Origin of the sequence: Burkholderia sp. Bp8998 (assembly GCF_003854235.1) — a bacterium.
GTDB lineage: Bacteria > Pseudomonadota > Gammaproteobacteria > Burkholderiales > Burkholderiaceae > Burkholderia.
In genome coordinates this window covers 50,273-69,233 of the sequence record NZ_QTQF01000028.1, presented here as the reverse complement: position 1 = coordinate 69,233, position 18,961 = coordinate 50,273, and the positions used below count along the sequence as shown (strand labels likewise).

18 protein-coding genes are annotated in these 18,961 nt (G+C 67.4%); 12 read left to right on the top strand and 6 right to left on the bottom strand.

All coding sequences use genetic code 11. From position 1 onward, the window contains the following. Window positions 1-209 precede the first annotated feature (209 nt). Window positions 210-1,505 carry an aspartate carbamoyltransferase gene (locus DIE06_RS25455; RefSeq protein WP_124663745.1) on the top strand — a complete coding sequence of 432 codons (1,296 nt, stop codon included), beginning with the start codon at window positions 210-212 and terminating at the stop codon, window positions 1,503-1,505. Window positions 1,506-1,639: 134 nt separating this feature from the next. Here the strand turns inward: DIE06_RS25455 and DIE06_RS25450 are convergent, their stop codons facing one another. Both DIE06_RS25450 and DIE06_RS25445 read right to left on the bottom strand, forming a co-directional pair. Next, window positions 1,640-2,059 carry a type II toxin-antitoxin system VapC family toxin gene (locus DIE06_RS25450; protein ID WP_124663744.1) on the bottom strand — a complete coding sequence of 140 codons (420 nt, stop codon included), beginning with the start codon at window positions 2,057-2,059 and terminating at the stop codon, window positions 1,640-1,642. Further along, window positions 2,056-2,295: a FitA-like ribbon-helix-helix domain-containing protein gene (locus DIE06_RS25445; RefSeq protein WP_124663743.1), complete on the bottom strand. Its 240-nt coding sequence runs from the start codon at window positions 2,293-2,295 to the stop codon at window positions 2,056-2,058. The genes DIE06_RS25450 and DIE06_RS25445 overlap by 4 nt, the downstream gene beginning before the upstream one ends. Window positions 2,296-2,615: 320 nt before the next feature. On the opposite strand from DIE06_RS25445, the gene DIE06_RS25440 reads away from it, so the two are divergent. The 7 genes from DIE06_RS25440 (at window position 2,616) to DIE06_RS38450 (ending at window position 8,336) form a co-directional block, all read left to right on the top strand. After that, entirely contained in the window at window positions 2,616-4,859 is a 2,244-nt protein-coding gene (locus tag DIE06_RS25440; RefSeq protein ID WP_124663742.1) for a TonB-dependent siderophore receptor, read from the top strand. A gap of 3 nt (window positions 4,860-4,862) precedes the next feature. Further along, window positions 4,863-5,618 carry a tetratricopeptide repeat protein gene (locus DIE06_RS25435; RefSeq protein WP_124663741.1) on the top strand — a complete coding sequence of 252 codons (756 nt, stop codon included), beginning with the start codon at window positions 4,863-4,865 and terminating at the stop codon, window positions 5,616-5,618. Further along, window positions 5,615-6,298: a Fe2+-dependent dioxygenase gene (locus DIE06_RS25430; RefSeq protein WP_124663740.1), complete on the top strand. Its 684-nt coding sequence runs from the start codon at window positions 5,615-5,617 to the stop codon at window positions 6,296-6,298. The genes DIE06_RS25435 and DIE06_RS25430 overlap by 4 nt, the downstream gene beginning before the upstream one ends. A gap of 120 nt (window positions 6,299-6,418) precedes the next feature. Next, entirely contained in the window at window positions 6,419-6,658 is a 240-nt protein-coding gene (locus tag DIE06_RS25425; protein ID WP_124663739.1) for a type II toxin-antitoxin system Phd/YefM family antitoxin, read from the top strand. Next, window positions 6,655-7,050 (top strand): type II toxin-antitoxin system VapC family toxin, encoded by a 396-nt coding sequence (locus DIE06_RS25420; RefSeq protein ID WP_124663785.1) that lies wholly within the window; start codon window positions 6,655-6,657, stop codon window positions 7,048-7,050. Before DIE06_RS25425 ends, DIE06_RS25420 begins: the two co-directional genes overlap by 4 nt. A 357-nt stretch (window positions 7,051-7,407) precedes the next feature. Then, a complete protein-coding gene (locus DIE06_RS25415) occupies window positions 7,408-7,992 on the top strand; it encodes an NTP transferase domain-containing protein (protein WP_124663738.1) in 585 nt (194 codons plus the stop codon). A gap of 200 nt (window positions 7,993-8,192) precedes the next feature. Continuing rightward, a complete protein-coding gene (locus tag DIE06_RS38450) occupies window positions 8,193-8,336 on the top strand; it encodes a hypothetical protein (RefSeq protein ID WP_162840573.1) in 144 nt (47 codons plus the stop codon). Window positions 8,337-8,450: 114 nt separating this feature from the next. Here the strand turns inward: DIE06_RS38450 and panE are convergent, their stop codons facing one another. Further along, window positions 8,451-9,389: a 2-dehydropantoate 2-reductase gene (gene panE / locus DIE06_RS25410; RefSeq protein WP_124663737.1), complete on the bottom strand. Its 939-nt coding sequence runs from the start codon at window positions 9,387-9,389 to the stop codon at window positions 8,451-8,453. A 318-nt stretch (window positions 9,390-9,707) separates the two neighbouring features. On the opposite strand from panE, the gene DIE06_RS25405 reads away from it, so the two are divergent. After that, a complete protein-coding gene (locus DIE06_RS25405; RefSeq protein ID WP_124663736.1) occupies window positions 9,708-11,261 on the top strand; it encodes a methyl-accepting chemotaxis protein in 1,554 nt (517 codons plus the stop codon). 153 nt (window positions 11,262-11,414) lie between these two features. On the opposite strand, the gene DIE06_RS25400 is transcribed toward DIE06_RS25405, so the two are convergent. Continuing rightward, a complete protein-coding gene (locus tag DIE06_RS25400; protein ID WP_124663735.1) occupies window positions 11,415-12,092 on the bottom strand; it encodes a response regulator transcription factor in 678 nt (225 codons plus the stop codon). A 376-nt stretch (window positions 12,093-12,468) separates the two neighbouring features. On the opposite strand from DIE06_RS25400, the gene DIE06_RS25390 reads away from it, so the two are divergent. Beyond that, complete coding sequence (locus DIE06_RS25390) at window positions 12,469-12,960, top strand: hypothetical protein (protein WP_124663734.1); 492 nt, start codon at window positions 12,469-12,471, stop codon at window positions 12,958-12,960. A gap of 73 nt (window positions 12,961-13,033) precedes the next feature. Here DIE06_RS25390 and DIE06_RS25385 read toward each other — a convergent pair whose 3' ends face one another. Beyond that, window positions 13,034-14,455, bottom strand: a complete 1,422-nt coding sequence (locus DIE06_RS25385) for a sigma 54-interacting transcriptional regulator (protein ID WP_409364514.1) — start codon at window positions 14,453-14,455, stop codon at window positions 13,034-13,036. A 547-nt stretch (window positions 14,456-15,002) separates the two neighbouring features. Next, window positions 15,003-15,929 (bottom strand): AraC family transcriptional regulator, encoded by a 927-nt coding sequence (locus DIE06_RS25380; protein WP_124663733.1) that lies wholly within the window; start codon window positions 15,927-15,929, stop codon window positions 15,003-15,005. Window positions 15,930-16,110: 181 nt separating this feature from the next. Here DIE06_RS25380 and DIE06_RS25375 point away from each other — a divergent pair, with 181 nt between their 5' ends. After that, window positions 16,111-16,572 carry a (2Fe-2S)-binding protein gene (locus DIE06_RS25375; RefSeq protein ID WP_124663732.1) on the top strand — a complete coding sequence of 154 codons (462 nt, stop codon included), beginning with the start codon at window positions 16,111-16,113 and terminating at the stop codon, window positions 16,570-16,572. Window positions 16,573-16,574: 2 nt separating this feature from the next. Beyond that, window positions 16,575-18,785: a xanthine dehydrogenase family protein molybdopterin-binding subunit gene (locus tag DIE06_RS25370; RefSeq protein WP_124663731.1), complete on the top strand. Its 2,211-nt coding sequence runs from the start codon at window positions 16,575-16,577 to the stop codon at window positions 18,783-18,785. Window positions 18,786-18,961: the final 176 nt, after the last annotated feature.

The window sequence follows — 18,961 nt, the reverse complement described above, 5'->3', positions numbered from 1 at the left end:
TCGAGTCAACAAGCCCGACCGGGCGAATCGTATGCGGCGTGGTGCTCTGCGGTGCGCAGGACACGGGGCCTGACCTGATTATACGGAGACGGCCGCCGTGTGCCAGTGCGGTCCCGCGCACCACATGGCCGATCGCACAGATTTCCCTTGACTTCGTCGGCACGCGAACTAATATACGCATCGCGTATATTTTTCATCAGGTGCCGCCGATGACCGTTCCCCAGCAAGCCTTCCTGCGCGACGCGATGCGTCGCCTCAACATGACCCGCGAAGCGTTCGCGAGCCGCATCGGCGTAAGCCGCCGTGCACTGGATACATGGCTGTTGCCCGACGACTCGCAGGAGTCGCGCGGGATGCCCGAGATCGTCGAGCGCTTCGTGTCGGAAATCGTCGAGCGCGCGGCACCGGATGGCGGAGACTATACGCAAAGCGTAGACAAACAGGGGCTCGCGAAGCAATTCCTGTTCGAAGGCAAGCCCCAGCTGATCTCGGTGGACCAGTTCTCGCGCGACTCGGTCGAGGCGCTGTTCCGCGTCGCCGACGTCATGCAGCCGATCGCACGCCGCCACAAGATCTCGCGCGTGCTCGAAGGCGCGGTGCTCGGCAACCTGTTCTTCGAGGCCAGCACGCGCACGCGCGTGTCGTTCGGCGCGGCCTTCTGCCGGCTCGGCGGCTCGGTGTGCGACACGACCGGCTTCACGTTCTCGTCGATGGCCAAGGGCGAATCGATCTACGACACGAGCCGCGTGATGGCCGGCTACGTCGACGCACTCGTGATCCGCCACCCGGAGAAAGGCTCGGTTGCCGAATTCGCGCGCGCGACCAACCTGCCGGTGATCAACGGCGGCGACGGCCCGGGCGAGCACCCGAGCCAGGCACTGCTCGATCTCTATACGATCCAGCGCGAGTTCTCGCGGCTCGGCAAGATCGTCGATGGCGCGCATATCGCGCTCGTCGGCGACCTGAAATACGGCCGCACCGTGCACTCGCTCGTCAAGCTGCTCGCGCTGTACCGCGGGCTGAAGTTCACGCTCGTGTCGCCGCCGACGCTCGAAATGCCGGCGTACATCATCGACCAGATCGCGACCAACGGCCACGTGATCGAGCAGACGAACGACCTCGCGGCCGGGCTGCGCGGCGCGGACGTCGTCTATGCGACGCGGATCCAGAAGGAGCGCTTCACCGACGAGTCGTTCGAGGGCTACACGCCGGATTTCCAGATCAACCAGGCGCTCGTCGACTCCGTCTGCAAGCCCGACACGCTGATCATGCACCCGCTGCCACGCGACAGCCGGCCCGGCGCGAACGACCTGTCGGTCGACCTGAACCGCGATCCGCGCCTCGCGATCTTCCGGCAGACCGACAACGGCATTCCGGTGCGGATGGCGATCTTCGCGGTGCTGCTCGGCGTCGAGAACCTCGTCCAGCATTCGATGCGCGACGCGACGTGGCGCCCGCCGGCATACCTCGGGCCGGAGGATGCGGTGTTTCACGGGATCGATTGACCCGCATCCGGTGTCACGCGGCCCCCTCGACTGCTTCAGTTCGCGGGCACGCGCCGACCTGACGCACAACGCGCCGCCTTGGACGGCGCGTTTTCATTTTCGGTGCGGATGACGCGGGGGCGGCCAGCCCCGCGTTAGCGAGCCCACGGATCGATCACGCGCAGGCCCGCCGCCTCGAACGGCGCGACGTCGCGCGCGGCCACGATCAAGCCGTTCGCCGCGGCGGTTGCAGCGATAAAGCGATCGGCAGACGCCATCGCGTTGCCCGCGGCACGCGCCTTCGCGCGAAGGCTCGCATACACTTTGCTGGCCGCATCGTCGAACGGCAGGATCCGGCCACGAAACAACGGCACCACGCGCTGCTTGATGCTTTGTTCCAGCCAGTCACGCCGTCGCCCTTCCGGCAAGGCGGCCACGCCGAAGCGCATTTCCGCGAGACTGATCGCGGCAAGAAACAGCGTCTCGACGTTCTGCGCGTCGAGCCATTCGATCACGGCCGGGCTCGGCTCGCGTCGCAGCGGCTCGGAAATGACATTGGTATCGACCAGGATCATTCGAAACTCATCGGATCGGTCGGCGACCTGTCGCGCGGAACTTCGAAATCGATACCGCCAGCCTCACGCCCGATTTCAGCCAGCAGCGTTCCCAGCTTGGGCCGCCCGCCAGGCCGAACGGCCTGCTCGAAGATGTCGCGCACCTCGGCTTCGGTACTGCGGCCGTGTTGCGCCGCACGGATTCGCAGCGCGCGATGGACCTCGTCGGGCAATTTTCGGACGGTAATCACAGGCATGATGCACCCCGCCACAATTGCTTTCAATGCATGCACCCTATCACCTTGCTGTCACGCCGGACGAATGAAGACGCAAACACTGTAGCGCGCTCGGCAAGGCCTTCACACTCGGCCAGTTGGCCATCCTCCCGCCCCGCCAGCCCGGAAAGCCTCCGTAACATTCGTCAACAATCCCCCCACAATCGCAAACAAGAACGCTTCTCATTCAATAAAAAATTACATAGAATACCTCCTGAAAACAAATCGTAATAATTCCCGGCGGCATGCACATTTCCGTAGCGCGTCGTTCCCGGGGCCACACTGCGAGGTCGAAGCGCACCATGAAGTCCCGTCCTGAAGAGCAGAAGCTCGGCAAATTCACCACCCTGTGCAGCGTGCTCGCCGCGACCCCCGCGTTCGCCGACGGCACGCCGCCGCCCGCCCCGGTCAGCACCGAAGGCCATCTCGCACCGATCGAGGTCCAGGGCAAGACCGAGCACAGCTACAAGGCCGACTTTTCCGCATCCATGAAATTCACCGCGCCGCTCGTCGACACGCCGAAGTCGGTGACCGTGATCCCGCAGGAGCTGATCCGGAACAGCGGTGCGGCAACGCTGACCGAAGCGCTGCGCACCGTGCCCGGCATCACGTTCGGTGCCGGCGAAGGCGGCAACCCGCTCGGCGATCGCCCGTTCATCCGCGGCTACGACACGCAGGGCAGCATGTTCGTCGACGGGATGCGCGACACGGGCGCGACCACGCGCGAGATCTTCAATACCGAGCGCGTCGAGATCACCAAGGGCTCCGACGGCGCGTACGGCGGCCGCGGCGGTGCAGGCGGCAGCATCAACCTGATCACCAAGGCGCCGCACCTCGGCACGACGGCCGCCGCGAGCGCAGGTTTCGGCACTGACCGCTATCGCCGCTTCACCGCCGACGGCAACTGGCAGTTCGCCGATCACGCGGCGTTCCGCCTGAACCTGATGAGCCACAACAACGACGTCGCCGGCCGCGACGCCGTCAACAACGCGCGCTGGGGCGTCGCGCCGTCGATCGCGTTCGGCCTCGGCACGCCGACCCGCGTGACCGCAAGCTACTACCACCTGTCGACCGACGACATGCCCGACGGCGGCATTCCGTACTTCTACACGACGTCGAACAAGCCCGCGAACGTCGACACGATCTATCCGGCGCCCGTCGACCGCCACAACTTCTACGGGCTGATCGACCGCGACTTCCGCAAGACCACGTCGGACATCAGCACGATCAGGATCGAGCACGACATCACGCCGGGCCTGACGGTGCGCAACACCACGCGCTACACGGAATCGACGCAGGACTACATCTGGACGCAGCCCGACGACAGCCAGGGCAACGTGGTCAACGGCAAGGTCTGGCGCCGCAACAACAACCGCAACAGCTCGATCAACAGCCTCGCGAACCTGACGGAATTGTTCGGCGAATTCCGCACCGGCCCGTTCAAGCACAGCTTCACGACCGGCATCGAGCTCTCGCGCGAATGGGGCAAGCGCGATTCGTACACGGTCGCGACCGACAAGGGCACGATCTGCCGGAACGGCATTGGCGCGCCGTCCGGCTACAACTGCACGAGCCTGTGGTCGCCGAACCCGAACGATCCGTGGGCCGGTTCCGTCACGGGCAACAACGATTATGCGCATGCGCGCACCACCACCAAATCGATCTACGGCTTCGACACGATCGAGCTCACGCCGCGCTGGCAGGTGAACGCCGGCGTGCGAGTCGACGATTACTCGACCCGCTTCACCGACACCCGGGCGAACGGCGGCAAGACCACCACGCGCGACGACACGCTCGTGAACTGGCAAGCCGGCCTCGTGTTCAAGCCCGCGCGGAACGGCAGCATCTACGCGTCGTATGCGACGTCGTCGACGCCGGCCGGCATGCTGCTCGGCGAAGGCAGCGAAACGCAGTCGCTCACGCCGGGCCGCGGCGGCGTCGGCCCGAACGCCGATCAGATGGCCCCCGAGAAGAACCGCAGCATCGAGCTCGGCACGAAGTGGAACGTGCTGAACGACAAGCTGTCGCTGACCGCCGCGCTGTTCCAGATCGACACGACGAATGCGCGCGTGACGCTGCCGAACAACCAGTACGCGATGGTCGGCAACAAGCGCGTGCAGGGTCTCGAACTCGGCGTCGCCGGGCAGGTCACGAAGCAGTGGCAGGTATTCGGCGGCTATACGTACATGAAGAGCGCGCTGCGCGACAACGGCAGGGACAGCGCGAACAACGGCCACCGCTTCCCGAACACGCCGAAGCACAGCCTGACGATGTGGTCGAACTACGACGTCACGCCGAAATTCACCGTCGGCGGCGGCGCGTTCTACATGTCGGAAGTGTTCGGCGATCCCGCGAACCTGCGTGCGGTGCCGTCGTACTGGCGTTTCGACGCGATGGCGCAATACCGGATCAACAAGAAGCTCGACCTGCAGTTGAACGTGAACAACCTGTTCAACCGCACGTACTTCGATCAGGCGTATCCGGCGCACTACGCGTCGATCGCGCCGGGCCGCTCGGCGTTCGTCACGCTGAACGCACGCTACTGATCGATGGAGACCGTCTCGCTGAAGGCGCTCGCGTCGGTGTCGCCGCGCGGGTTCGCCGACATCCTGGCCGGGCCGCCCGAGCGCGCCGCCGCGTGGGTCGCGGCGGCCGCCGATAACGGGATCGTCGACGCGCAGGCCGTCTACGGCCAGTACCTGCTCGACGGGCACGGCGTCGCGCGCGATCCGGCCGCCGCATTCGGCTGGTTCCGGCATGCGGCCCGGGCCGGTCACCCGATGGCGATGAACATGCTCGGCCGCTGCTACGAGTTCGGCTGGGGGACGGCCGCATGCGCGCCGGTGGCCGTGTACTGGTACCGGCTCGCCGCGCAGGCAGGGCTCGACTGGGGCATGTACAACTACGCGACGGCGCTCGCGCTCGGCAACGGCATCGACGAGGATCGCGCCGCCGCGCTCGACTGGTTTCGCCGCGCCGCCGCGCTCGGCCATGCGAAATCGATCAACCTGATCGGCGGCTTCTACGAGGACGGCTGGGTCGTGGACGTCGATGCCGACGCCGCGTTCGACCACTATCGCCGCGCGGCCGAGGCCGGCGATTTTCGCGGCCAGTTCAACTATGCGCGGCTGCTCGCGGAGCGCGGGTGCATCGACGATGCACTCGCCTGGCTCGCGCGCGTGCCGGCCACCGCTACCCCCGCGTTCGTCGCGAAGATGCGCGCGTATCTCGCGTCGTCACCGCTCGCCGCGTTGCGCGCGGCGGCGATGCGGTTGCCGTCTCACGGCGTGGAATTCGAATCATGATGCTGCATATCCCCGGCGTGCTGACCCAGGCGCAGGTCGCGCAATGCCGCGAGATGCTCGATGCCGCCGACTGGGTCGACGGCAACGCGACGTCCGGCGCGCAGTCGGCGCTCGCGAAACGCAACCGGCAGTTGCCGGAAGGCTCACCGGTCGCGCGTGTGGTCGGCGATGCGATCCAGGATGCGCTGGCGCGGCATGCGCTGTTCTTTTCGGCGGCGCTGCCGTTGAAGGTGTTCCCGCCGCTGTTCAATCGCTACGAAGGCGGCGAGACGTTCGGCACGCATGTCGACAACGCGATCCGGCTGCTGCGCGGCACGGATTTTCGCGTGCGCAGCGACCTGTCGGCGACGTTGTTTCTCGAGGAACCGGATGCGTACGACGGCGGCGAGCTGTGCGTGGAAGATACGTACGGCACGCATCGCGCGAAGCTGCCGGCAGGCGATCTCGTGCTGTATCCGGCGTCGAGCCTGCATCACGTGACGCCGGTGACGCGGGGTGAACGCGTGGCGTCGTTCTTCTGGATCCAGAGCATGGTGCGCGACGACGGCGACCGCACGCTGCTGTTTCAGCTCGATTCGCAGATTCAGGCGTTGTCCGCGGAAAAAGGCGCGAAGGATCCGATGGTCATTTCCCTGACGGGGATTTATCACAACCTGTTGAGGAAGTGGGCAGATGCGTAGGGTGAAGCGATAACGCTTCACCCGTGCGGAACAACATCGGCCGAGGGCGGCCCGCCGTCGCTTGCATCGGATCGCCGCGCGCGTCTAAAATGACCATCGTCAAATGACCATGCTCACATCATGATGCCGCACGCTCCCGTATCGAAATCCGAATTCAAGGCTCGCGCACTCGAATACTTCCGGCTCGTCGAGGCTTCGGGTGAAAGCCTCATCGTCACGGATCACGGCAAGCCGACGCTCGAGATCCGGCCGTATCGCGCACGCGAGGCTCAGCCGTTGGACAGATTGCGCGGCTCGGTCATGCGCTACGACAATCCTCTCGATCCGATTGCGGAAGATGATTGGGAGGCGTCACGGTGATCGTGCTGGATACGCATGCATTGGTATGGTGGGTGGCGGGCGATCCGTCGCTCAGCAAGAAGGCTCGCAGCGCGATCGATCGCGCGCGCGGCGAAGGGAGGCTCGCGGCTTCCGCGATCTCGGCATGGGAAATCGCGATGCTGGTGCGCAACGAGCGCCTCGCGCTGACGATGGACGTCGATGCATGGCTCGCCACGGTCGCGCAAATCGACGGCATGCGCTTCGTGCCGGTCGACGCCGACATCGCCGCGAAGTCCACCGCGCTGCCCGGCACGTTCCACAAGGATCCGGCCGACCGCATGATCGTTGCGACCGCACGGCGGCTCGGCGCGCCGCTCGTCACCCGCGATGAAAAGATTCGCGCTTACGCGCATGTCAGGACGCTCTGGTAAGCCGCATACCTGCCGGGCAGGCGAAGCCGAGCAACGCTTCCGCCGGGCGATCGTATCCAGCCGATTCATCTAATCAAATCACCTTCGGCGCGCCACGCCCGCTCTAGCGCACTCACCGGCATCAGCTTCACGAATTACCCGCCGGAATCGTGGCATTGGCCACGCGGCGGCCGAGATTGACCCGGGATGCAGAGTGAATCGCACGCCATCTCCGACCCTGTCGAGAAAACCATGCTCGGCGAACCCGCTCGCCGACATTCTTTCCGACGGTAACGCGCATGCGTCGGTAACATCCGCACTTGCCGATCCCCGCCCGCTCCCGCACAATCGGGCCACCTGCCTCCCTCCCCCGCGCCGATGTCCTATGCGTCACTCGCCACCGGCGTCCTGCTCGCCGGCGGTCTCGGTCAACGCTTCGACCCAAGCGGCCTGCACAGCAAGCTGCTCGCGCTGCTTCCCGACGGCACGCCGGTCGCAGTCGCGGCCGCCCGTCATCTCGCGGCGGCCACGGCCGACGTGATCGCCGTCGTGCGCCCCGGCGCGGAAAAACTCGCGATTCTGCTGAACGAAGCCGGCTGCCAGGTCGTCTACGCGCCCGACGCGACGCGCGGCATGGGTGCCAGCCTGGCAGCCGGTGTCCGCACCGCGCCGGAAGCGACCGGCTGGCTGGTCGCGCTCGGCGACATGCCATGGATCGCGGCGTCAACCTACGAAGCGGTCACACGCGCCCTCGATGCCGACGACGCATCGATCGTCGCCCCCGTGCATCGCGGCATGCGCGGCCATCCGGTCGGTTTCGCCGCGCACCACTTCGATGCGCTCGCCGCGCTCGACGGCGATGCCGGCGCCCGCGCGCTGTTCGCCAGCGCGCCGGTGAACCTGCTCGACGTCGACGATCCCGGCATCCTGCGCGACGTCGATACGCCCGCCGATCTACGCTGACATCGGAGCGCGCCGGCCGCATCGCGCATCGCGGATGCCTGTCGTCGCGCGATCCGGCGCGATACCTGCAGAGGCTCGCATGCCGCCGGCAATCCGCATGCCGCAGCGAGAATCGCGCTGCAAATACCCGCCCGATTGCCTATAAAGGAGACGAGGCGCGCCCGCCGCGCCACCGCCGTCACGCATTGCGCGAGTTCCCCATGGACCACACGACCCCGATGCCCGAGCCCCCGGCCGACCCGAACCGCGATCCGGAAGACGATCCGCTGTCACCACCGCCGCCGGGGCATCCTCACGACAACCCGCAGCAACCGGACGGGCCGCCGAGCAAGGACCCCATTTAACCGCGCATCGGCACGCGTTGCATTTGTTGGCGCGGTTGTTGGCGCGGTTGTTGGCGCATTTGTCGGCGCGTTCTCCGGACGGATTGCGGAACCCCGCGCCGGACGCGCCTGCCACTACGCCGCCGCGCCTTCCCGCGCCACACGCACCTCGTACGTCTTCAGGTGGTTGTACGCGATCCGCAACAGCGACAGCGCATCCGCCGCCTGCGGGTCGCGGCGCGCGAGCAGGTCGCCGATCACGTGATCAGCTTCGACCCGTGCGCGGTTCTCGACGTCGCGCAGCATCGACGCGGTCAGCGGCGACGGCGTCAGCACCATCCGCCGCATCCGCTCGACCGCGGCGGGCTCGGGCCGGTAACCGTTGTGCGCGGCGATCGCGCTGCACTCGTCGAGCATCGTCTCGAGCAGGTGTCGGCCGTCCGGCGCGGCAAGAATGTCGCCGATCGAACCGCGAAACAGCGACGTGCTCGCCGCGAGCGTCGCGAGGAACACCCACTTGTCCCACATCCGCGCGGCGATGTCGTCGCTGAGCGTCGCATCGAAGCCCGCGCCGCCAAGCACGTCGGCCACCGCGCGCACGCGCGCCGATTCGCCGCCGGCGAGTTCGCCGAACGACAGCCCGTGTGTGTCGTTCAGGTGCACGATCCGCTGCTCGCGATCGAGCGTCGCCGCGATCACGCACAGGCCGCCCAGCACCTGCGCGGCACCGAACCGGTCGCGCAGCACGTCGAGATGGCGCATCCCGTTGAGCATCGGCAGGATCAGCGTCGATGGCCCGACGAACGGCGCGAACGACGCGATCGCATCGTCGAGGCTGTAGGCCTTGCAGCTCAGCAGCACGAGGTCGAACGGCGCGGCCGTATCGCTCGCGCGCAGCGTCTGCACGTTCGCGAGCGTCAGGTCGCCGCGCGGGCTGCGGATCAGGAGCCCGTCGCGCGCGAGCGCGGCCGCGCGACCGTCGCGTACCAGGAACGTCACGTCGCGCCCCGCCGCCGCGAGCCGGCCGCCGAAGTATCCGCCGACCGCGCCGGCCCCCACCACCAGAATTCGCATCGTTGCCTCCTTTCAGGTTCGTTCGACGCCGCCGCCCCGCGCCCGACCGTCCGGACACGACGCGCCATCGCCATCGCCATCGCCATCGCCATCGCCATCGCCATCGCCATCGCCATCGCCATCGCCATCGCCATCGCCCGACAGTATAGCGACGCCGAATATGTATATGCATAGATGCCCGTACCACCCCCGATGGTATCGGGCTGCTGCCGCTTCTAAGGGATTTCCCGTCTACGGCAACGTCCGTTGCGAGCCGTCAAGGAGTTATCCCGTCACGCCGTTCCGGCGCGCCTGTTCGACCGACCGACCTCACTACCCATGCGCACCCTTTCCCTGAACCAGAAACTCGCCTCGATGATCGTCATTCTGTGGCTCGGCCTGCTCGTGATCGCCGGCATCGGCGCGTGGCAGACGCGCGCGTCGATGATCACCGACCGCCGCGATCAGCTTGCATCGCTGGTCGCGCAGGCGACGAACGTCGCCGACCACTACTACAAGCTGTCGCAACAGAACGCATTGCCGGAAGCCGACGCAAAACAGAAGGCGCTCGAGGCGATCGCCGCGATGCGCTACGGCACCGACGGCTACATCTCGATCAACGATTCGAAGCCGGCGATCGTGATGCATCCGATCAAGACCGAGCTCAACGGCAAGGACGTGTCGAATTTCACGGACCCGAACGGCAAGCACCTGTTCGTCGAGATCGTGAAGGCCGGCAACGAGGAAGGCGGCAAGGGCTTCGTCGAGTATCTGTGGCCGAAGCCGGGCGCCGACAAGCCGCAGGACAAGACCAGCGCGGTGCAGCGCTTCACGCCGTGGGACTGGTATCTGGTGACGGGCATGTACATGAACGACGTGCGTTCGGCGGTGCTCGCGAGCATCGGCCGCTGGCTCGCGATGACGGCCGTGCTCGGCGCGATCGCGTCCGCCGTGATGGTGCTCGTGCTGAAAAGCGTGCGCGCGAACCTCGGCGGCGAACTCGAAGTAGCGCTCGATGCTGCGCAGCGCATCGCGCAGGGCGACCTGACCGCGCGCGTGAACGTGAAGCAGGACGACCGCGGCAGCCTGCTGCATGCACTGCATACGATGCAGAGCGGGTTGATCGACATGGTGTCGCGCGTGCGGATGGGCACGGAGAACATCAACGTCGGCGCGAGCGAGATCGCGTCGGGCAACACCGACCTGTCGCAGCGCACCGAGGAACAGGCGGCCGCGCTCGTGCAGACCGCGTCGAGCATGGACCAGATGACCGCGAACGTGAAGCAGAACGCGGACAGCGCCGCCCAGGCCGCGACGCTCGCCGGCCAGGCCGCGCAGGTCGCGACGCGCGGCAGTGAGGTGGTCGACGATGTCGTGCGCACGATGAACGAGATCACCGACCGCTCGCACAAGATCGGCGACATCATCGGCGTGATCGACGGGATCGCGTTCCAGACCAACATCCTCGCGCTGAACGCGGCCGTCGAAGCGGCGCGCGCGGGCGAACAGGGCCGCGGCTTCGCGGTGGTCGCGGCCGAGGTGCGCTCGCTCGCGCAACGCTCGGCGACGGCCGCGAAGGAAATCAAGTCGCTGATCGTGTCGTCGAACGATACCGTCGAGCACGGCGCGACGCTCGTCACGCGCGCGGGCGAGACGATGGCCGAGATCGTGCAGTCGGTGCGGCGCGTGAACGAGATCCTCGACGAGATCAGCCATGCGTCGCGCGAGCAGAGCGCGGGGATCGAGCAGGTCAACCGTGCGGTGGGCGAGATGGACCAGGTCACGCAGCAGAACGCGGCACTCGTCGAGGAAGCCGCGGCCGCCGCGCATTCGCTGCGCGACCAGGCCGAAGCGCTGCGCGACGCGGTCACGCGGTTCGCGTTGCCGGCCTGACGTCGCCTCATCCGTCGGATTCCCGTCGAAATCCCCCCGGAATCCGACTGATTCCGACTGATTCCGCCTGACGGGCCGGCACAACACGGGGTGCCGGCCCCTGCCCGCCTCGCGCGCCTTCCGCGCCTTCCGCGCCTTCCGCGCCTTCCGCGCCTACCCCGCGCCGCCCGGCCGGCCCACGGTCTTGGCACCACCGAACCCCAGCCCGGCTGCCCGCTGGACCAGCTCGATGTCGTTGGTCACGCCGAGTTTCTTCATCGCGCTGATCTTCTGCGCGCTGACCGTCTGCTTGCCCTTGTTCAACCGCTGCGCGATCGTCTTGATCGGCACGCCGGCCAGATAGAGACGGATCACCTCGATCTCGCGCGTCGACAGTTTCACCGGCGGCTGGTCGTGTTCGGCGAGCGCATCGAGCGCGCGCCGGACGAGCGGCGACAGATAATGCCCGCCGCTGTAACTCGAATGGATCGCGGTGACGATGTGGCCGACTTCGTCGAACTTGCTGACGAGGCTGGCGCCGCCTTGCGCGAGAATCGAACGGAAGATCAACGGATTCTCGTTCCCGACCAGCGCGACGATCCCGACGTTCGGGCGCGTGCGGCGCAGCCAGTCGAACAGCGCGAGGCCGTCCATCTGCACGTCGCCGCGGATCGCGTAGTCGACCAGCACGATGTCGCAGTCGAGGCTGCCGAGCGCCTCGACCAGTTCGCCCGGGGTCCGGGAGACGCCGACGAGATCGATCGCGCACGCGTCGCCGGCAATGTGTTCCATGCCGGCGAGCGTCAGCGGCCAGTCGTACGCGAAAACAGTGCGAATACTGAATTTCCCCATGCGCAGTTCCAGAAGGTTCGCCGGGCCGCGCGACACGGAATGCGTGCGCGGCCGGATCGGCGTTGAATCGACGTTCGGGATATTTTTATCCCGACCGTTATTCTAGGAAGCGGCGCGCGACCGGGATATCGGACGGCGTATAGATTGGCCTGCGGGAACGTAATACGAGTTTGATATTTGCGCCGATTCGACCGTTCGGCGGCAGCCGGAGTCGGCCGGACGGCCGACGTTGCGGGTGGTGCGGGCCGCACGGACGGCCCGCGGGGTAAAATTGCGGCCCTTGCATGCCATTCCGGGCGACCGGCCAGGGGCAGCGCGCCGTTCCCGGCCGCGCGCCCCGCCCGTTCGCCGGCGGCCCGTACTCACCGCTTCCTCCATGACCGAATCCGATCTGCAATCCGACGACACCACCATCCACGAAGACGGCCTCTGGCACGACAACGGCTGGACGGCCCGCATCATCAAGAACGAAGACGACGACGGCTGGGCCGTCGAGATGATCAAGGACGGCGAAGCCGAGCCGGCGCTCGTCGGCCCGTGGACGATGGGTCGCGACAAGAAGAACCCGAAGCCGATGGACGCGAACGCATTCCGCACACTGGTGAAGACCGCGACCGAGGTGCTGATGCGTCACGAGCAGCAGCGCCGCGCGATGCTGCACAAGGAAGTGACGGTGCAGGACAGCGACGGGCAGGATGTGTCGGTCACGCTCGACATCGTGCCGGACGAGTTCGAGCCATATGCGCAGCTGAAGGCGTTCGACCCGTACGGCGACCTGCTGGCCGACGCGAAGGTGTCCGCCGGGTTCAAGCTCAACAAGGCCAGCGCCGCACGCTGGGTCGAATCAGGCTTCGAACGGCCGGCCTGACGCGGCCCGCCGCCCGCCGCGGCCGCGGCCGCGCAACGCGGGCCGCAGGCCGCGCGCGCGGGTGCGACCGGCGTCAGTCGTGCAGTCCATGCGAGGTCATCAGGCGGTACAGCGTCGCGCGCGAAATCCCGAGTTCCGCCGCGGCGTCGCCATGCTGGCGCCGATGCCGCAACAGCGTTTCCTCGATCGTGCGCCGCTCGGCCTGCCGGCGCGATTCCGCGAGCGTCGGCGGCCGGCGCGACGTGTACTGGTCCAGTTCGAGGTCGGCGGCCGAGATCAGCGGGCCGGTCGTCATGACGACCGCGAAACGGATCCGGTTGATCAGCTCGCGCACGTTGCCGGGCCACGCATAGTTGTGGATCGCCTCGATCGCGCACGGCATGAAGCCGCGAATCCGCTGCGAACTGTCGCCGCGATAGCGCCGCAACACATGATCGGCAAGCAGCATGATGTCGCGACCGCGCGCGCGCAGCGGCGGCTCGTCGATACGCAGCACGCACAGCCGGTAGTACAGGTCCGGGCGGAACCGCCCCGCCCGCATCGCGGACTCGAGATCGACGTGCGTCGCGGACACGATCCGCACGTCCACCGGAATCGACGCGCACCCGCCGAGCCGCTCGATCTTGCCCTCCTGGAGGAAGCGCAGCAGGCTCGCCTGGCTCTCGAACGGCATGTCGCCGATTTCGTCGAGAAACAGCGTGCCGCCGTGTGCGGACTCGATGCGGCCGATCTTGCGCTGATGCGCGCCGGTGAACGCGCCGCGCTCATGACCGAACAGTTCGGCCTGCAGCAGCGTCGGCGGAATCGCCGCGCAATTCACGACGACGAACGGCGCCCCGGCGCGCGACGAATGCTGGTGGATCGCCGCCGCGGTCAACTCCTTGCCGGTGCCGGACTCGCCGGCGATGAACACGGCGGCCTCGGTGTTCGCGACCTTGCGGATCGTCGCGAACAGGCGGCGCATCGCGTCGCACGCGCCGATCATCGTGCCGCCGGGCGGCGCGGCATCGACGGCCGGATCGCTTTCCGCCAGTTTCAGCATCCCGTATGCATGGCCGACGAGATAACCGATCGTCGTGTAGGCCGTCGCATTGCACACGTAGTCGAAGCAGCACTGGCGGATCAGGTGCGCGATGGTGGCGTCGCGCAGCCGCTCGCCGCCGGCGAGCGCGACCCAGCCGATCCGCGCATCGCGCAGCAGCGCCTCGAACGACGCGACGTCGGGCGACACGAAGTCGGCGAAATCGACGATGCCCGCATGGAGGCGGTTCGCCTTCACGAGATTGAGTGCGTCCGCAACGGATTTCGCGCGCCGCACATCCCAGCCGCGCGCCGCCAGACAGTCGACGAGACCGGCGTCAGGATGCTGCGACAGGTAGACGAGCGGGCGCGACAGCCCGACATCGTGACGCCGGGCCGCGACGAACGGCGACGGGTAGGTGGCGCGTTCGCCGTCGTGCGGATCTGACAGACTGATGGAGCAGCAATGGTTCACGATCGCCTCGTCGCGTAGAGTGGTCCGTGCAGGAAAGTTTCCTTGTCTGCCGAACACGATGCGATGCGTACGAATCTGCGGTTCGACGACGGCCGCCATCATCGGCACGCATGCATGCGGTGTTGTACGGACGAATAGCCGGGCCGATCCGAGACCCCCGACTGGCGTTTGACGAGTTGGCCAACCCGTATCTTCGTTGCGTCGCGTCGACCGCTCGCCGATGCGTCCATTGATGCAAGCGGCATGCCACGCGTTATTCCACCGACGGCGACGCGCCGCCCGCCGCGACGATGCTCCGTCAGTGCCCGAGGGCCGGCATGTTTCGTTTCACGAATGTATCGCGACGCCCGGCTGCGCCGTCCGACGGTTGGATGCCACGAAGCAATGCCGGGGGGACCGGCCCGCGCCGGCGGAATCGAAGCGCAATTGATTCAACCGTGAAACCGTCGACAGAATCACACTTCGATCGACGGGTCGGGCGCGTGGCCAAGAAGAGAAAATCCGGATGCGGCGGACGCGCCTCGCGGCGACATGACCCATCCCGCAGCTATGTGCCGAGCAACTCCTTCTTGCGCAGATGCACGACATCGCGCAACGGCGGCGCGCCGAACAGCCGGCTGTATTCGCGGCTGAACTGCGACGCGCTTTCGTAGCCGACGGTCGCGGCCACCGAGCCGACGTCGCCGCCCTGCCGCAACAGCAACCGTCGCGCCTCGTGCAGCCGCAGCTGCTTCTGGTATTGCAGCGGGCTCAGCGTGGTCACGTGCTTGAAGTGATGGTGCAGCGACGACACGCTCATGTTGACCGCCTGCGCGAGCGTGTCGACACGCATCGGCTCCGCATAGTGATCGCGGATCCATTCGATCGCCCGTGCGATCCGGTGCGTCTGGCTGCTCGCGACGGCCATGTGCCGCAGCCGCGTGCCCTGCCCGCTCGTCATCAGCCGGTACAGCAGTTCCTTTTCGATCAGCGGCGCGACCACCGGAATGTCGGCCGGCGTATCGAGCAGCCGCAACAGTCGCAGCGCGGCATCGAGCAGCGGCGGCGTCAACTCGGCGAGCGCGATGCCCTCGCCTTCCGGACCCGCCTCGTGCTCGGGCAGCCGCATCTCGGCCGCGAGTTCGACGATGCGCTGCAGGTCGAGGGTGAGCGACAGGCACAGGTAAGGCGCGTCGGGCGACGCCTGCGTGACGCGCGAGAGGATCGGCAAGTCGATCGACGTAATCAGGCAATGCTGCGCGTCATATTCATAGGCCTGGCCGGCCACGATCACGCGCTTCGCGCCCTGCGCGGCGATCACGAGCGCCGCGCGCGACACGCCGCAGCCGAGATCGACCGGATGCGCATGCCGGTGCAGCATCAGCGCCGGCACGGCCGTCGAGTGGGAGCCGTCCGTCGGCGCGAAACGGCCGATCAGCGACGCCAGTTCGCGCCGCCCGGATTCGCGCGACGCCGCGATATCGGTCATGTCCATGACGGATTCCTCGCTTCATTTCCCTGAGTCGCGCGAGCATAGCGAATCGCTCGCCGCCGCGCCGGGGATTTGCAGGATTGTTCAATAAATTTGCAGGATTGGGTAGACGTAAAGATCGGCCGTTCGCGCACACTGCCACCTGATCCGGCGCATGCCGGGTTTTCCCCATGGAGACAAGAAAATGCCCACCACGTTTGTCCTGAACGGCAAGAGTGTCACGCTCGACGCCGATCCGTCGATGCCCGTCCTCTGGGCGATCCGCGAGCATGCGGGGCTGACCGGCACGAAGTTCGGCTGCGGCATGGCGCAGTGCGGCGCGTGCACCGTCCATCTCGAAGGCCAGGCCGTGCGCTCGTGCGTGCTGCCGCTCGCCGGCATCGCGGGCAAGCACATCACGACGATCGAAGGCCTGCAGAGCAAGCCCGCGCAGGCCGTGCAGGCCGCCTGGGTGAAGCTGCAGGTGCCGCAGTGCGGCTATTGCCAGTCCGGCCAGATCATGTCGGCCACCGCGCTGCTCGAACAGAACCCGAAGCCGACCGACGCGGACATCGACGCCGCGATGAACGGCAACCTGTGCCGCTGTGCGACCTACGCCCGCATCCGGGCCGCGATCCACGACGCGGCCGCGACGCTGGGAGCCTGACCATGACGATCGAACTCGACAACCCCGGTTCGGTGCGACCGTCGCGCCGCACGTTCCTGAAGGCCGCGGGCGCCGCGGCCGCCGTCAGCCTGACGATCGGCTTCGAATGGGCCGGCCTCGGCCGCCGCGCGCTCGCCGCGACGGCGCCCGCCGCCGACTTCGCGCCGAACGCGTTCCTGCGCATCACGCCCGACGGCGCGGTCACGGTCATCGCAAAGCACGTCGAAATGGGCCAGGGTGCCTATACAGGCATCGCGACGATCGTCGCCGAGGAGCTCGACGCCGACTGGTCGAGCGTGCGCGTCGAAAGCGCACCGGCCGATGCGAAGCGCTATGCGAACCTCGCGTTCGGCACGATGCAGGGCACGGGCGGCAGCTCGGCCATGTCGAACTCGTGGCAGCAATTGCGCGAAGCGGGCGGCAAGGCCCGCGCGATGCTCGTATCGGCCGCGGCGGCGCGCTGGAAGGTGCCGGCGGGCGAGCTGACCACCGCCAACGGCGTCGTCACGCATCCGAAAAGCGGCAAGACCGCCGCCTACGGCACGCTGGTTGCCGACGCGTCGAAACTGCCGGTGCCCGACAAGGTCACGCTGAAGCAGCCAGCCGACTTCAAGCTGATCGGCCATCGCATTCCGCGCGTCGACGCATCGGCCAAGTCGAACGGCACCGCGCATTTCACGCTCGACACCACCTTCCCCGGCATGCGCGTCGCGCTGCTGCAGCGGCCGCCGCGCTTCGGCGCGACGGTCAGGTCGTTCGACGCGACGGCCGCGAAGGCCGTGCCGGGCGTCGTGTCGGTCGTGCAGGTGCCGGGCGGCGTCGCGGTCGTCGCGAACGGCTTCTGGGCCGCGAAACAGGGCCGCGACGCGCTGAAGGTCGAATGGGATGAAACGAACGCCGAAAAGCGCGGCTCGGACGAGATCATGCGCGAGTACCGGCAGCTCGCCGCGAAGCCCGGCGCGTCGGCCCGCAAGGACGGCGATGCCGACGCGGCGATTGCGGGTGCCGCGCGCAAGATCAGCGCGACCTACGAATTCCCGTATCTCGCGCACGCGCCGATGGAACCCCTCGACGCGGTCGTCAAGCTGACGGCGAACGGCTGCGAGATCTGGGCCGGCGACCAGTTCCAGACGGTCGACCAGGCTAACGCGGCCAGGGTCGCGGGCCTGAAGCCCGAGCAGGTGCGGATCCACACGCTGTACGCGGGCGGCAGCTTCGGCCGGCGCGCGAACGCGTGGTCGGACTACGTGGTCGAGGCCGTGTCGATCGCGAAGGCGCTCGGCGCGGACGGCAAGCCGGTCAAGCTGCAGTGGACGCGCGAGGACGACATCCAGGGCGGCTTCTATCGCCCGATGTATTTCCACAAGCTCGACGCGGGGCTGACCGCGGACGGCCGGCTGGTCGGCTGGCGCCACCGGATCGTCGGCCAGTCGATCCTGGCGGGCACGCCGTTCGAGGCGTTCATGGTGAAGGACGGGATCGACGCGACGTCGGTGGAGGGCGCGGCGAACCTGCCGTATGCGGTGCCGAACGTGTCGGTCGAACTCACCACCACGAAGGTCGGCCTGCCGGTGCTGTGGTGGCGCGTGGTCGGCAGCTCGCACACCGCGTATGCGGTCGAGGCGTTCATCGACGAGGCCGCGCACGCGGCGGGCAAGGATCCGTACCTGTTCCGCCGCGACCTGCTCGCGAAGGAGCCGCGGATGCGCGCGGTGCTCGAGCTGGCCGCGCAGAAGGCCGGCTGGGATCCCGCGAAGCCGCTGCCGAAAGGCCGCGGGCGCGGGATCGCGGTGGCCGAGGCGTTCAAGAGCTATGTCGCGCAGGTGGCCGAGGTGTCGGTCGACGCCGACGGCAAGGTGAAGGTCGAGCGCGTGGTGTGCGCGGTCGACTGCGGGATCGCGATCAACCCCGACATCGTCGCCGCGCAGATGGAAGGCGGCATCGGCTTCGGGCTCGGCGCGGCGCTGCACAGCGCGATCACGCTGAAGGACGGCCAGGTCGAGCAGCGCAACTTCGACGGCTATCACGTGCTGCGGATGGCGGAGATGCCGAAGGTCGAGGTGCATGTCGTGCCGTCGGCGGAGGCACCGACCGGCGTCGGCGAGCCGGGCGTCGCGCCAATCGGGCCGGCGGTCGCCAACGCGATCTTCGCGGCGACCGGCAAGCGGCACTACGTGCTGCCGTTCGATTCGGGCGACACGGCGAAGGCTTGACGGGCCACGAAACGCCGGCCGCGTGGCGGGAACGTCGCGCGGCCAGTTTTTTGTTGCCTGCGCAGTGTCGACATGCCGGCGAAACGGGTTCCGATGCAGGGTTCGAAGTCGGCAAAAATCTCTGCCAACCTTTTGATTTTGCATGGAAATCCACTCATTCGAGCAGGGTTCGATGT